This window comes from Paenibacillus sp. SN-8-1 (genome assembly GCF_050995535.1).
Lineage (GTDB): Bacteria > Bacillota > Bacilli > Paenibacillales > Paenibacillaceae > Fontibacillus.
The window spans coordinates 2,448,363-2,463,423 of the sequence record NZ_CP194782.1; the positions used below are offsets into that span (position 1 = coordinate 2,448,363).

The following is a 15,061-nucleotide window of genomic DNA, read 5'->3' on the forward strand; positions in this document are numbered from 1 at the left end:
GTAAATAACTCTTTGCTAGCAAACTAGATCCTATACAAGACATAAAAAAAAGTAACAGCAAGTGTTCTAATAACCACATTGTAGCATAACAGCTGCCTCTTTATGTTCTGTACTTCTATATAATGAAAAAGCCCACGCCGGGCGCGGACTCTGTACGACCTATGTTCTCATTCGCTCATACTTATCTATCAAGACTCTTCATCGATGCCTCTGGATAACGCTGACCGGCTGCTGCTCCCTGAGGGGCAGCTTCTTCAATACGGGCCTTATCTTCTTCTGTTAACGTAATTTGCAGAGCGCCGATATTTTCCTCCAAGTATGTTCTTCGTTTAGTGCCTGGAATTGGGACAATATCGTCTCCTTGCGAGAGCAGCCAGGCTAGTGCCAGTTGGGAGGGCTCGCAGCTTTTCTCCCTCGCAATCTCGCGGATCCGGTCAACGAGTTCCAGATTCTTGGCGAAATTCTCTCCTTGAAACCGCGGGGAATAGCGGCGATAATCATCCTCCGCCAAATCCTCAAAGCGCCTAATCTGACCTGTAAGAAAACCTCTACCAAGCGGACTATACGGAACAAATCCAATCCCGAGTTCGCGGCAGAGTGGAAGAATTTCATCCTCAACATCGCGGCTCCACAGCGAATACTCGGTCTGCAGCGCTGTGATGGGATGAACCGCCACAGCTTTACGAATAGTATTCGCCGAGGCCTCGGATAATCCTAAGTAGCGTACCTTTCCTTCCTTCACCAGATCAGCCATTGCACCCACAGTTTCTTCAATCGGTGTATTCGGATCGACGCGGTGTTGGTAATATAAATCGATATGGTCAACGCCAAGCCGCAGCAAGCTGGCATCACAGGCTTGTTTGACATACTCAGGGCGACCATTGATGCCAAGCATCGCACCATCAGCTGCCCGAACGTTGCCAAATTTGGTAGCCAGAATAACGTCATTACGTCTTCCTTTAATCGCTCGTCCAACCAATTCCTCATTGCGGCCTACACCATACATATCTGCTGTATCCAGGAAGGTGACCCCTAGTTCAAAGGCACGGTGAATCGTGTGAATCGACTCGTCATCATTGCGCCCACCGTAGAAGTCGGACATGCCCATACAACCCAAACCCAAAGCGGAAACCTGCAAACCTGTTTTACCTAACGTTCTTGTCTGCAACCGGATCATCCTCCCACATATACTTATTGGTTTTGAAGGTCAAATCTGTGCACCTCAATTTCACATAAAGATTATAGCACTTGTATACAGATCTTCCAAAAGTATCCGACCAAAGTCCAACCTCATTACTGGTCAAGGTTTCGTATGCCTTACTATGTAAAAAGAAACCCGCGGCTGCAGCGGGTTTCTTACGGGGTTCCTAATTAATCTCTGGGATATTCTACATTCATGATATCCATGAACGGGACCTTGGTCAGCACTTCATTCAGCATGACATGTACCTTCCCCGTACGGGAATCCATCAGAACAATCTGTCCCCTTACGGTCTCTTCCCAACCCCAGACGGTTAAGACAATTTCCGATTTCTCTTGAAATGCCTCAGTTAACTGATTACCTAATTCCTCTAGCACGAACTCATCACGGGTTGGCCTCTTGGCAACCTTTGCTTTAGCCATTATATCCTCCAAATGTAAAATTAATTAAAAAACGAATGCCCATTATTCTATTATACTTCTCTCCTTATAAAAAAAGGAACCTTGCTTCTATTTCCTTCAATAAAGATTCTAATCTCCAGCTCACTTAGATATAAAAAGGCTGATTCCCAAGTTCATCACTCGGAGATCAGCCTCTACTAAACATCAATTTATATTAGGCGTGGAACTGCTGCCCATCTAGAACTTCAGGGACATAGCCGGTACGGATCGTAAAGTCACCAAAGTGCTCTCCGATTTTCCGTTCTTTGGCATAATGAGCAAACAGCTGCTTCAGATTTTCCAGAATCTCAGCTTCACCAATATTCTCTTTATAGAGCTTGTTCAATCTTTGACCCGCAAAGCCGCCACCCAAATACATATTATATTTACCTGGGGCTTTACCGATAAATGAGAGTTCTGCCAGCGCAGGTCTTGCGCATCCGTTCGGACATCCGGTCATCCGGATGATGATCTCCTCGTCCTGTAAACCGTTCTCAGCGAGGATTGGATCAATCTTGTCCATTAGGGATGGAAGATAGCGTTCCGATTCAGCCATTGCCAGCCCGCAAGTTGGAAGCGCTACGCAAGCCATGGAGTTTCTCCGCAGTGCACTGTAATGGTTCCCGTCGGTTAAGTTGTATTCCTTAATCAAAGCTTCAATCTTCTTCTTATGCTGCTTCGCTACATTCGCAATAATCAAGCTCTGGTTCGGTGTGAGGCGGAAATCCCCTGTGTGGACCTTGGCAATTTCGCGAAGCCCGGTCATGAGTGGGTATCCTTCCTCATCCTTGACACGTCCATTCTGAATGAATAGTGTGAAATGCCACTTGCCATTATTGCCTTTCACCCATCCATAACGATCGCCATTATGGTCAAAGTGATAAGGACGTGCTTCTGCAAGCTCCCAGCCCAAACGAGCTGTCAACTCCTTCTTGAACCAGTCTAGTCCACGGTCGTCAATTGTATATTTGAACCGGGCATGCTTACGAACAGAGCGATCGCCGTAATCCCTTTGAATGGTTACTGTTTTCTCTGCAACGTCAATCATCTGCTCTGGAGTACAGAAGCCAATAACCTTGGATACCTGCGGATAGGTCTTCGGATCTCCGTGTGTCATCCCCATTCCGCCGCCTACCGAGACATTGAAGCCTTTTAACTGTCCATCTTCAACAATCGCAATAAGTCCCAAGTCCTGAGAGAATACATCCACATCATTGTTGGGAGGAACGGCGATGCCAATCTTGAACTTCCGCGGGAGGTAGACATGACCGTAGATCGGCTCCTGTTCTTCTCCATCACGGCTGTCTATAACCTTCTCTCCATCAAGCCAAATTTCATGATAGGCGCGTGAACGAGGGTCCAGGTGATCACTCACTTTACTGGCCCAATTATAGACCTCGGAATGAATCTCAGACTGATGAGGATTCGGGTTGCACATCACGTTACGGTTCACGTCACCACAGGCGGCGAGTGTACTGAGCAAGGACTCGTTAACTTCGCGAATCGTATTCTTCAAATTCCATTTCAAGACACCATGAAGCTGGAAAGATTGACGTGTAGTCAGACGAATCGTGCCGCTGGAGTATTTCTTGGCAACACGGTCCATCATCAGCCACTGCTCAGGTGTAACTACGCCGCCAGCAGCGCGTACACGGAGCATGAATTGGTAAGCTGGCTCAAGCTTTTGCTTCGCGCGTTCATTACGAAGATCACGGTCGTCCTGCATGTAGCTTCCATGGTGCTTCATCAATCGGTTATCATCTTCGGGGATCGACCCCGTCAATGGATCTTTAAGTGTCTCTTCCAGACTTCCGCGCAAGTAGTTACTTCTACGCTTGATCTCTTCCACATCACTGTGCGGAGCACTGTTTGGAGACAACAAATTATTCTCGGACATAGCTTAATTCTCCTCTCGCAATCTTCGGATTGCCCAATTAATAGACATCCCGCTGATAACGTTTCTGCTGTTGCATTTGTGTCAAATAGTCTGCTGCTTCCTCAGGGCTAAGGCCACCTTCTTGTTCGAGAATAGTAGCGAGTGCCGCATGCACGTCATGAGCCATCTTCTTCTCATCCCCGCAAATATAGATTGCAGCGCCTTCCTGCAGCCACTGATAAATCTCCTTGCTCTTCTCAAGCATCCGATGCTGGACGTATACTTTCTGATCGGTATCCCGAGAGAAAGCGACATCCATACGAGTCAACACGCCCTCCTTGAGCCAGCGCTGCCACTCAACTTGATAGAGGAAGTCTGTTGAGAAATGCTGGTCACCATAGAACAACCAGGTCTTGCCTTCGGCTCCTGTCTCTTCCCTTTCACCAAGGAAAGCACGGAATGGGGCTACTCCCGTACCCGGCCCGATCATAATAATAGGTGTGTCACCGCTCTCCGGCAGCTTAAAGTTTGGATTATTCTGTATAAATACAGGCAGGGTATCACCAGCCTCTACCCGCTCGGCGAGCTGCACTGAGCATACGCCATAACGCTCTCTACCTTGATTCTCATATCGTACAGTTCGTACTGTGAGATGTACTTCATCCGGGTTCGCTTTCAAGCTGCTGGCAATCGAATACAAGCGAGCAGGAATTTTGCGTAGAAGTGCTGTGAATGAGCGTGCGGACACGCCTTTTAGATTGAAATCCTGTACCAAGTCAAGCAGATCATGTTCTGCAAGATACGTTCTTAACTCAGCTTCATGTCCTGCACTTAACAGGCTCGTCAATTCCGGATTTGAAGTAAGCTCGGCAACTTGGGTAAGAAGGGGTTTGGTCAATACGGTAATTTCGTAATAAGTAAGTAAAGCTTCTCTGAGCGCCCGTTCTTCACCATTCTTGCCTACAGGGACAAGTTCATCTGCATTCCATCCAAATGCTTCGATTAGTTCATCTACAAGGCGAGGGTGATTCTCAGGATATATTCCCAGGCTGTCACCTGGTTCATATTGAAGGCCCGAGCCTTCAAGAGAAAGCTCAATATGACGAGTCTCCCGGTCAGATCCACGGCCGTTCAAATTCAAATTCTCAAGAACCTCAGCACGGAAAGGATTCGTTCTGGAATATTCAGATTCAACCTCAGCTGTTACAGCAGACTGGCTTGCAGTCCCAGTAGTCTGAGCAGATGAACCCTCACTTAATGCCCCAAGAACTTGATTCATCCACTCTGCTGCTGGCTCATCAAAGTCCACATCGCAATCTACACGAGGAGTGAGCTGCTTGCCTCCGAGCTCTTCAAGACGCTTATCAAAGTCCTTACCTGTCTGGCAGAAGAATTCATATGAGGTATCTCCCAGAGCAAGAACGGAATAACGAAGACTATCCAGCTTAGGTGCTCTCTTACTGTGAAGGAATTCATAGAATGGAATCGCATTATCCGGCGGCTCACCTTCACCTTGGGTGCTCACCACGATCAGAAGATTTTCAACCTTCTTCAGGTTGTTAGACTTATAACTGCCCATAGCGGAGACCGTCACTTGGAAGCCATTCTCCTCCAGCTTCTTGGTCAGCTTCTTCGCCAGCCGGTCACTGTTACCGGTCTGAGAGCCGAAGAGAACCGTGACCTCTTTGGAGATTGCGGGTGCATTCTCGGTCAGCACCGCAAGCGGAGCACTAACAGGAGCATTAGATGCAGCTACTGCCGTTCCAAGCGAAGCTGCGATATAACCACCAAGCCAAATCCGCTGCGTATCCGTTAGTGTAGGCAGAAGACGATTGAGCAGTTCAGCCTGCTCTTGATTAAAAGGACTATTTGTTACTTGGAGTTCCAACAAAATCCACCTCACGTAGCATACTTAGATTTAATTCCTACAATTATTATCAACTTAATAAATCTACTTACTAGAACCTAACACACTAGGCATTCCGGGTCAATTTGAATGATTTTATAGGACTCATTAGTTAATCTGATAAAGTGAAATTAAATGAACATTCTGACGATAAAAAAGTAGAAGCAAGCGGTCCTACACCGCTTGCTTCTACTCCTTAATCTATGTGACTTCTAGTTAATTAGAGGGGTCTTTCTGAGAAGGATCATGTAGAACTTCTTCTTCAAGCTGCACAGAACCATCCAGAGCAATACGCCAGGTTCCGTCTGGGAGCTTAATAACCTTGTGGAGTGTGTAGTTTCTTGTCTCCAATCCATAGTCAGTATATCGATTCTTCTGAATCAAATAAATAGTGGCAGAATTATTAGCATAAGAAACGATGGACATACTCTCTATTTTGATTTCCAAATCACTGAGTGCAAAAATTCTGAAAAGACCATTCTTGACTTCTTTGATATTAGACGAGTCCGTATTCATTGTACCTATCACCGCTTCAACGTTTCTATCGTTAAGAGCTTTAATAAAAGCATCCAACACAGCACGAATCGCAGTTTTATCTGCTTCTGGCACTTCGGCTTCCTTTTTTAATACTTCTTTATAATTGACATATTCCGTATCCTCTGTTTCGACATAATCAATAGCCCATTTGTAATTCTTATCGAGTTCCATATAGATACCGAGATGCTCAACCCGGTCAAGAAGCTCGCCGGGTCCCTTAGGGATATTAATGTTTGCGTTAATCTTTTTAACGGTAGTAGTGCCGTCTGCAGACATATAACCAGGGACAAGGGTAAGATTGTCTAATGAAGTATATCCTGCGTATTTAGAAAGATTAGTTGGCTCACTCATTAACTCTTCATAGAATTCATAATCTGAATCTTTATTTATGAGTGATAAATATCCTTTGGAATCCCCGTCTTTAATGGATTTGAACATTTTTTTGATTACAGCATTCATTTCTCTTATATCTGCTTTCAGCGGCTCACCATCACGTGACTTATGCACCTTAACCGTTCTACTTGCCTTATCCCAGTCTGTCTCAAGGCCTGTGGCATAATCCAGAAATTCCAGGTCTACGAATGTACTGGCTCCCCCAGTAATAACAAAGGGGTCTTTGGGATTATTAGGGAAAGCTTCCCCGCTCAAGTTGGACTTGCCTGACTTTAGATCGATTTTGATCGTCTTATCCTCAGAGACAGCTGAGAACATCTTCTTCTTGTCATCATAACTCAGCGTGTAGCCTAATGTCTTAAGAACACTGCGAAGTTCCACGTACACTCGGCCATACCTTTCAATAGGCGCTGAACTCGGGTGTATTTCCTTGTTGTTCACATAGACACGGATGGTTTTCTTTGCTGGGGAAGATGCGGCTTCCGCAGTATTCCAGTTTAGTAAGGGGGTTGTGACCATTCCCAAACTTAAAAAAGTAATTAATATGTATTTCATCATTTTTGACTTCATTTCATCGCCCCTAATATAATTTGGTTGTCCTAATGCTCGCTCGATCCTTTCTGAAAATATCATACGGGAAAAATTACCCATACCATTCATGATACTTTGAGCAAACTTAGGAGGGCAATGATTATTTTTGTCGAAATACAATCTTTTCCTCCTTCCAATCTAACTGATCTCATTCAACAGCAAAGCCCCCGTCCATTGATAACAAGAGGGGGCTTATCCATGTTTAATTTCTATCTTCTACCCATCGGCTTCTCAAGCGAATAGAGCTCATCATCAATTTGATTGATCTTATCCTGAATCAATCCCCGCGCATCCGTGATAGCTTTGTTATAAATATAGGGTCCGAGCTCTTTTATCATAAAGTCTATGAATTGTTCCGCGCCTATCGCCCCAATTGTCTCCGATCGTTCTTCTTCAAAAAAAGCTTGTACACTCTGAATGAGTTCTTCCTTGTCTTCCTTTGGAAGCTTAATAGCTAACATCAGACATAACCTCCTCTAGCTTCAATTTACATACCATACTCCTGTTTTAGCACATCCACCCTAAATGAGAAATAGACCGCAATCCAAGCTGCGGCCTGATGTTACTTATTCTTTGCAGATCATTAACAGATTCCCGTCAGGGTCTTGAATAACAAACCAGTGGTCGTCCTGTACGGATGTAATCAAAGTTATGTTATTATCCTTCATAAATTTGTAGGAAGAATGTATATCTCCGGTTAGGAACATGAATGCGGGGGTGTTTATTGAAGGGGCGCCTCCGGGTTCCTTTCCTCCCCACATCGGCATGGTATCAAGAATAACTCCAGGCCCTTCCATCGGTAGCGCGCACAAATGACCACCAATGATCTCACAATCAGCCGAGAGTCCAAGCAAATTACAATACCAGTCTCTGGCTTTCTCAATGTCTCTTACAGGAATAAATACGCTTCCAATTCTATTCCTCAGATGATTCTTGGACCCAGTAGCCTGTTCTTGATCATAATTTGTACTCATTGTATCCCTCCGTATCAAGTTTTGGCGGCAAATCCTCCATAGGTAAATATGGTTCGGATGCGATCTCCCAGAGATAAATCGAAGCCACTGAACCTAGCGGTGAATAGGAAGTCCGGTAGGCATCGAATTGTTGTTTGCTGAGAGATGGAAGGTTGTATAATCTCATCATCCCACGGCGAATAGCCAAGTCTCCCCAGCTAACCACATCCGGCCGCTCCATGGAATGAATCAGCAGCATTTCGGCCGTCCATCTGCCAACCCCCGGTAAGGTAGATAGCTTATGAATGACTTGTTGATCCGTTAAATGATGAAGCTCATCAAGATCAAATTCCCCTTGACCTATCCTATGTGCAATTTGATGGATGCAGACTGCTTTCTTCATCGTCATACCACACCTTTGAATCTCATCGGCACTCCCCAATACGAGTGACTGAGGAGAGATATCCCCAAAGTGCTGCAGCATGCGCCCCCATATCGTTGCAGCCGCTTTGACGGAGACAAGCTGACCCACAATTGCATGGATGAGTGCAGTGAATAGATCCGGGATGATAAGCCGGTCGATCCTGCCGAATCGATCTATTGCAGCTCCCAGCTTCTCGTCTGCTCGTCTTAGCTCATCCATTTCCTTTTGTCCATAATCAAAAAACCTGATCTGTACCGTCCCCATTCATCTCTCCCTTATATTGCCGGTGCATCCAGCTAAGTGGTAATCCTCATTCTAATTATAGCCTATTTCTATTTGGAAAAAGGTTCATTTTCTTGCTCATTTTTTCATCATTTTTTATCGCTGCATAGCTAATGCAAGCTCCAACCTTCAAAAATGAAGTACCCACCCCCAGCGCCCTAGTAAATAGCCAAGCGCCTTAATCACCAATATTAACCATAGTTAATGAATTTTTAATTAATTTTTAGGGCAAGCTCAAAATGGTTTGATGATTAAATTTATTTCATGACATTAAGTTTTATTATATGATGTACAAGTTAGTTAATTGCTAAGACATAAGCTTGCATACATCTAGGAGGACTGAACTTTGACATCTAATGAGGATTCACTGCAAAAAAAGCTGCTTCCCCGCCATATCACTTTCATGGCCATGGGTGGCGTCATTGGTACGGGTATTTTTAAAGGGAGCGCCGAAACGATAAGTCTCGCGGGTCCAGGAGTAATCTTCTCCTATATCTTTGCGGGACTGCTACTGCTGGTCGTTATGGGAGCTATTGCAGAATTGGCGACGGTATATCCAAATCGAAATATGAAAGATTTCATACGAGAAGCTTTTGGTGAACGTGTGTCCTTCATCGTAGGTTGGCTGTACTGTTTCATGTGGCTATCTGTATGTGTTATAGAAGTAATTGCTGCGGGCAGCTTCATTCAATATTGGCTTCCTGGTGTTCCATTATGGATTTTGAGCCTTGCAAGCGCGGCTTTGATTATCCTCATTAATATGATGAATGTCCGAGGTTATGGTGAGATGGAATTTTGGCTTGCCGGGATCAAGATCTTTATGATCATTGTATTTATCGTATTAGGTGCTTGCATCCTGTTCGGCATTCTTCCTGGGCCAAACTCTGCCGGATTAAGAAATTACTCAGATCACGGGGGCTTTTTCCCGAGTGGCTGGACCGCAATCTTCTCTGCTCTGCTGATCGTTATGTTCTCTTATGGTGGATCTGAATTGATTGGACTTACCTTAACGGAGACCGAGAATGCTGAGAAAATCCTTCCTAAAGTGATTAAAAACTTTATCCTGCGAGTTATACTTTTCTACACCCTTCCGATTCTCATCATTTGCGGATTGATTCCCTGGAATCAGCTAAATGAGACGACAAGTCCTTTTGTCCAGGTGCTGAGTTCTACCGGATTACAGGGCGCAGCGAATCTGATGAATTTCATTCTGGTTACAGCTGTCCTCTCGGCGGCCAATTCAGGAATCTACGGTGCGACCCGTATGCTGCATTCCATGGCTAAGGATGGAGAGGCACCCAGATGGCTTGGGCGGCTCTCTCCACAGGGAGTTCCTGTAGGAAGCCTGTATTTCTGTGCCATTATTCTGCTAATTGGTTCATTGCTGGCTTATATTACGCAGGAGGGTTTATTCCGTGTATTGATGGCCGTGCCGGGGTTTGTAGTTATGCTGGTCTGGATATGTATTTGTCTCTCCCAGCTCAAGCTACGTAAAATGTATCCTAAAAAGCCTACCTTTCAGGTATGGGGCTTCCCATATATTACTGGACTTACTGCCTTAGCCCTTGGAGTAATCGCCATATTATTTGTGCTTGATGCCCAGAATCGGGTTAGCATTAGCGTATGCTTAGGTTTAGTGATTCTTCTTGCTTTTTGGTCCATATTCAAATTCAAGAAAACATAAATACAAGTAAAAGTAAACCAAACAACCCTTCTACATAGCGTAGAGGGGCTGTTCTCATTTCTCCTATCCACGGATCCCGATCTGGCATGACCCCGGAACTCTTTATCTTTCCTCAGCCTTAATATATGACTTGATTTTATTTATTATAGTATTCCCGTTTGTAGTGAACAAAATATATGGTTTTGTATTGGTACTTATAACTACCCTATCCGTAGTGCCATATGGGGTACCGATTCTCACTGCATCTCTCCCCTCACCTGCATAGGTGTCATCATAAAAAACATCTTTAATTTCTGAAAGAGGTATTTCTGTAGAAGACATCTGCCATTGAATTAATAGATGATCCTCTAATTTCTTGACATTAATGCCAACCATGTTACTCGTACCTCCTATATAAGCATTTAATAACTCCAAATTCAATTGTATGGGTGTAATGGATATTTTCCTTTTAACCATTAACCTGTAATTGATCTTCCTGAACCTATGACCGCACTTCCTGTTGTTGAATTCGACATTCGGTAAGCACTCTGATCCAACACATTTATTCGGTCACAATGACCGATTGGAAGACAATTCACTAACAAAAAACACAGTATCGACTATTGAACTAGTCAACACTGTGCTTCCTTCTGCCTTCGCGGCACTCCCTTTACAGCTTTCAAGCTGCTGTTCGTATACGGAATACAAAGCGGAGTTCCGTACAAGGGATCAGGTATAATCTCACACTTCAGACGGAAGACCTGTTCGATCAGCTTCTCGTCTACGACTTTACCAGGCTCCCCTTGCGCCTCAATCCGGCCTGCACGAATGGCTACAAGATGATCGGCGTATCGGCATGCCAGATTGATGTCATGCAGCACCATCACGATCGTGCGCCCATCCCGTCTATTCATTTCATATAGAAGATCCAGAACTTCAATCTGGTGTGTCATGTCTAGATAGGTCGTAGGCTCATCCAGCAAAATAATAGGCGTCTCCTGAGCGAGTGTCATGGCTATCCATGCGCGCTGCCGCTGACCACCAGACAGAGAATCAACCGCTCGCTCCGACAGTTCGCTCATCCCCGTTGCTTCGAGTGCCTCACTCACAATTCGTTCGTCTTCTCTTGACCACTGACGCAGCCAGCTCTGATACGGATACCGACCCTGCTTAACGAGCTGAAGCACGGTTAGGCCTTCCGGAGCGACAGGACCTTGCGGCAGTATGGCAAGCTTGCGGGCAACTTCCTTAGTCGCCATCCGTGAAATATCGCCCCCATCCAGCATGACCGTTCCATGCTGAGGCTTAAGGAGCCTCGCCATCGACCTTAGAAGTGTCGATTTACCGCAGCCATTGCTCCCAATGAACACTGTGATTTTCCCTTTCGGAATCGATAAGTTCAAACTCTTGAAAATATAGTTATCCCCATAGGATAATCCCAGTCCCTCAGCTTCGAGCATATTAATTCCTCCAGTTTAATAACGATTACGATTCCGGTATAGCAAATACATGAAGAACGGTGCCCCGATCGCGGCGGTCAGTACGCCGGCCGGTACATCTTTTGGCAGGAAAAGGGTTCGCGCAGCCAAATCAGACACGAGCAGGATAATCGCACCAAGGAGGGCGCTAACCGGAAGCACACTTCCGAATGATGAGCCTACAAGCTTCCGCGCCATATGCGGTGCCATCAGGCCAATAAATGCGATTGCGCCGCCGATGGCAACTGCCGCTCCGGCCAGTGCAACGCTCAGCATAATCAAGATAAGACGCTGTCTCTGAACATGCGCTCCAGCACTGCTGGCGGTATCGTCCCCGAGTGCCTGAATATTAACACTACGGGCTTGAAGCCAGGTTAGGGGAAGCAGAATAGCTACCCAGGGCAGCAGGATGATTACATCTTTATCCCATGAAACCCCATAGATATTTCCTGTCATGAAGGTCAATGAACGCTCCGCGAGCTGCATAGGCCCCGATATGATGAACATATACGATATCGACTTAATGGCTGCAGATAGTCCGATTCCGATAAGTACAAGCCTTAGAGGATCGACTCCCCTTTTCCACGATAAAATGTATAACAGTCCTGTTACAATAAGAGCCCCCAGTATGGATGCAATCGGCATCCATTGCAGCGGCACGGTTCCTCCGAGCAGAAATATGAACAGTACAGCACCTAGTGATGCGCCTTCTGTAATACCAGCCACATCGGGAGAAGCCAAGGGATTGCGAATGACTCCCTGTAATACGGCACCTGCAACAGCCAGCGAGGACCCAACCAGTGTCGCAATCACAATGCGCGGAAGCCGGAGCTTCTCAACGACGACCTGATGTGTGGGTTCCCCTATTCCCAAGAGGACCTTAATCACACTTATTGGGGATATGTATAGACTGCCCATGCCTGTGCTGACAATCATAATACCTATAGTAAGGACTAGCAGAACTACGGAGATCCAGATCGTTCTTTTCTCAATAAAAATCGAGAATCCGGAGCCCGCAGATCGAATCGATTTGTATTTACTCATTACGTTCGTCTGCCTTTCCTAGCGATGTAGACAAAGAAGGGTACTCCTAAAATCGCGGTCATGACACCGACCGGCACCTCTTTCGGCATGGCTATATATCTTGAGCCTAAATCGGCAGCTACCAGTAATATCGCGCCGAGCACTCCGCTGAAAGGCAGGATCCACCGATGATCGGTACCAACCAGATAACGAACAATATGCGGAATGATAATGCCTACAAAAGCAATCGGTCCCGCAACAGCAACAGAACCACCGGCTAGTAATATAACTGAAGCTGCGCCAATCAATTTAATCCGGGCCGGGCTCTGCCCGAGTCCCTGTGCCAGATCGTCCCCCATGGCAAGCACGTTCAGATGCCTGCTCAGCAAGAGGGCTATGAGCATACCTGATGCCATATATGGCCACACGGCTTCCAGCTGACTCATTTCCCTGCCAGCCACCGAACCGACCAGCCAGGCCAGGATTTGATCGAACATTTTACCGTCTGTCAGCATTAATCCTTGTGTAAGTGAGGAGAAAAAGGCGGTCATTGAGGCCCCGGCCAGCGTAATTTTGACAGGAGTCATTCCATCTCTGCCGATGCTCCCCAGTAAAAACACGATTCCCCCGCTTAGTCCAGCCCCAATCAGAGCTACCCAGGTAAATGCATGCTGACCGGATATGCCAAGAAATGTCCCGGCCAGCATAATGAAGAAGGCCGCTCCGGCGTTCACACCGAGTGTACTTGGCGAAGCAATCGGATTGCGGGTCAACACCTGCATGACTGCCCCCGCAACCGCAAGGCACGCACCGACAGCGGCAGCTATAAGCGCTCTTGGAACACGGGTTGTACGAATAACGAGATGCTCATTGCTGCCATTGTAATGGGTTATAGATTCCCACACAGTTCTAACCGGAATGTCCGTCACTCCAAAAGCAATGCTGCACACCATTACTCCTGCCAATACAAGCAAGGATAAAATTAGATAAACAACTCTCATATAAGATCACATTCTTCTATTAAATTTCTAAAATTATAGATTATGAAAACGGACAGAGCTCTTCTCTCAATTAGCGATTAGCTCAGCAATCCGCTGTATCCTGTATGAATTTTAGAGTAAAGGCTATGTCCTTGTCAATGAGTATGATAATCATTCTCAAATTGTTGTTGACAGCAAGCCTAGACTCCCGTTATAGTTTGACATGTCAGTGATAATCATTCTCACTCATAGACAATACATAATTTTAGGGGGAAATCGATTCATATGTTATCCAAAAAATCATCCAATCGGCTGAGCCGATCTGCCAAATTAGGCACACTTGCCTTGGTTCTTCTCGTACTTCTGTCCGCATGCGGGAATAAGAATGCGTCAGAATCAAGTAAGTCCGATAAATCTTCGACTACTAATAGTGCTGCTTCAGCCAACTCTGACAGTCAGGTGCGTAAGATTAAGCATGCTATGGGAGAGACCGACATCAAAGGTACTCCGCAAAAGGTTGTGGTACTTACGAACGAAGGAACTGAGGCTCTCCTTGCCTTGGGCGTTAAACCTGTTGGCGCCGTGAAATCCTGGACGGGAAATCCTTGGTATGATCATATTAAAGCTGACATGGAAGGTGTGACAGAGGTTGGTGAAGAAAGTCAGCCAAACCTGGAGCTTATTGCCGGCCTGCAGCCAGATCTTATTATCGGGAACAAAATGCGCCAGGAAAAGGTCTACGAACAGCTGAAAGCAATCGCTCCTACGGTTATGGCCGAAGATCTGCGCGGAGAATGGAAAACAAACTTCAAGCTGTATGCTGAGGCCCTTGGCAAAACAACCGAAGGGGATGCCTTAATGGCTGCCTATGACAAACGGATCGAAGATTTCAAAGCCAAAGCTGGCGATAAACTGAAACAGACTGTATCCGTTGTTCGGTTCATGGCCGGCAAGACCCGTGTTTATCACACAAATACTTTTTCCGGAGTCATTTTTGACCAGCTGGGTATTGCCCGAAATGAGATGACTAAGAAAGCCAAAGACAGCTTTGTTGACGAGATTACCAAAGAAAGACTCCCGGAAGCGGATGCGGATCTTCTCTTCTATTTCACCTATGACACAGGTGATGGCAAGGCAAGTCAGACCGAGCAAGAGTGGACGAACGATCCTCTTTGGAAGAACCTGAGTGCCGTGAAGAACGGACACGCGTACAAAGTTAACGATGCGATCTGGAATACGGCCGGAGGCTATAAAGCAGCGAATCTGATGCTCGATGACCTGTATAAAATTTACGAGATTCAGCAGTAAAACATT

Annotated in this window: 14 protein-coding genes; 2 read left to right on the forward strand and 12 right to left on the reverse strand. The window is 45.8% G+C overall.

Annotation, left to right across the window (positions count from 1 at the left end):
- Positions 1–181 precede the first annotated feature (181 nt).
- From ACRRNK_RS11690 to ACRRNK_RS11725, 8 genes are all read right to left on the reverse strand, one after another.
- Entirely contained in the window at positions 182–1,168 is a 987-nt protein-coding gene (locus ACRRNK_RS11690) for an aldo/keto reductase (RefSeq protein WP_433942929.1), read from the reverse strand.
- Positions 1,169–1,371: 203 nt separating this feature from the next.
- Positions 1,372–1,623 (reverse strand): YolD-like family protein, encoded by a 252-nt coding sequence (locus tag ACRRNK_RS11695; protein WP_433942930.1) that lies wholly within the window; start codon positions 1,621–1,623, stop codon positions 1,372–1,374.
- 193 nt (positions 1,624–1,816) lie between these two features.
- Positions 1,817–3,538: an assimilatory sulfite reductase (NADPH) hemoprotein subunit gene (cysI, locus tag ACRRNK_RS11700; protein ID WP_433942931.1), complete on the reverse strand. Its 1,722-nt coding sequence runs from the start codon at positions 3,536–3,538 to the stop codon at positions 1,817–1,819.
- A gap of 37 nt (positions 3,539–3,575) precedes the next feature.
- Positions 3,576–5,405, reverse strand: coding sequence for an assimilatory sulfite reductase (NADPH) flavoprotein subunit (locus ACRRNK_RS11705; RefSeq protein WP_433942932.1), 1,830 nt, complete (start codon positions 5,403–5,405; stop codon positions 3,576–3,578).
- 234 nt (positions 5,406–5,639) lie between these two features.
- Positions 5,640–7,064, reverse strand: a complete 1,425-nt coding sequence (locus ACRRNK_RS11710; RefSeq protein WP_433942933.1) for a stalk domain-containing protein — start codon at positions 7,062–7,064, stop codon at positions 5,640–5,642.
- An 89-nt stretch (positions 7,065–7,153) separates the two neighbouring features.
- Positions 7,154–7,405, reverse strand: a complete 252-nt coding sequence (locus tag ACRRNK_RS11715; RefSeq protein ID WP_433942934.1) for a DUF2164 domain-containing protein — start codon at positions 7,403–7,405, stop codon at positions 7,154–7,156.
- A 105-nt stretch (positions 7,406–7,510) separates the two neighbouring features.
- A complete protein-coding gene (locus tag ACRRNK_RS11720) occupies positions 7,511–7,918 on the reverse strand; it encodes a VOC family protein (protein WP_433942935.1) in 408 nt (135 codons plus the stop codon).
- Positions 7,902–8,585 (reverse strand): DNA-3-methyladenine glycosylase family protein, encoded by a 684-nt coding sequence (locus tag ACRRNK_RS11725; protein ID WP_433942936.1) that lies wholly within the window; start codon positions 8,583–8,585, stop codon positions 7,902–7,904. Before ACRRNK_RS11725 ends, ACRRNK_RS11720 begins: the two co-directional genes overlap by 17 nt.
- Before the next feature lie 364 nt (positions 8,586–8,949).
- Here ACRRNK_RS11725 and ACRRNK_RS11730 point away from each other — a divergent pair, with 364 nt between their 5' ends.
- Positions 8,950–10,287 (forward strand): amino acid permease, encoded by a 1,338-nt coding sequence (locus tag ACRRNK_RS11730; protein ID WP_433942937.1) that lies wholly within the window; start codon positions 8,950–8,952, stop codon positions 10,285–10,287.
- A 102-nt stretch (positions 10,288–10,389) separates the two neighbouring features.
- Here ACRRNK_RS11730 and ACRRNK_RS11735 read toward each other — a convergent pair whose 3' ends face one another.
- The 4 genes from ACRRNK_RS11735 to ACRRNK_RS11750 form a co-directional block, all read right to left on the reverse strand.
- A complete protein-coding gene (locus tag ACRRNK_RS11735; protein ID WP_433942938.1) occupies positions 10,390–10,662 on the reverse strand; it encodes a hypothetical protein in 273 nt (90 codons plus the stop codon).
- Positions 10,663–10,898: 236 nt separating this feature from the next.
- Positions 10,899–11,732 carry an ABC transporter ATP-binding protein gene (locus ACRRNK_RS11740; protein WP_433946874.1) on the reverse strand — a complete coding sequence of 278 codons (834 nt, stop codon included), beginning with the start codon at positions 11,730–11,732 and terminating at the stop codon, positions 10,899–10,901.
- Between the two features lie 9 nt (positions 11,733–11,741).
- Entirely contained in the window at positions 11,742–12,788 is a 1,047-nt protein-coding gene (locus ACRRNK_RS11745) for a FecCD family ABC transporter permease (RefSeq protein ID WP_433942939.1), read from the reverse strand.
- The gene (locus ACRRNK_RS11750; RefSeq protein WP_433942940.1) at positions 12,788–13,768 is read right to left on the reverse strand and encodes a FecCD family ABC transporter permease; all 981 of its coding nucleotides are present in this window, start codon (positions 13,766–13,768) and stop codon (positions 12,788–12,790) included. Before ACRRNK_RS11750 ends, ACRRNK_RS11745 begins: the two co-directional genes overlap by 1 nt.
- A 264-nt stretch (positions 13,769–14,032) precedes the next feature.
- On the opposite strand from ACRRNK_RS11750, the gene ACRRNK_RS11755 reads away from it, so the two are divergent.
- Positions 14,033–15,055 (forward strand): ABC transporter substrate-binding protein, encoded by a 1,023-nt coding sequence (locus tag ACRRNK_RS11755; protein ID WP_433942941.1) that lies wholly within the window; start codon positions 14,033–14,035, stop codon positions 15,053–15,055.
- Positions 15,056–15,061: the final 6 nt, after the last annotated feature.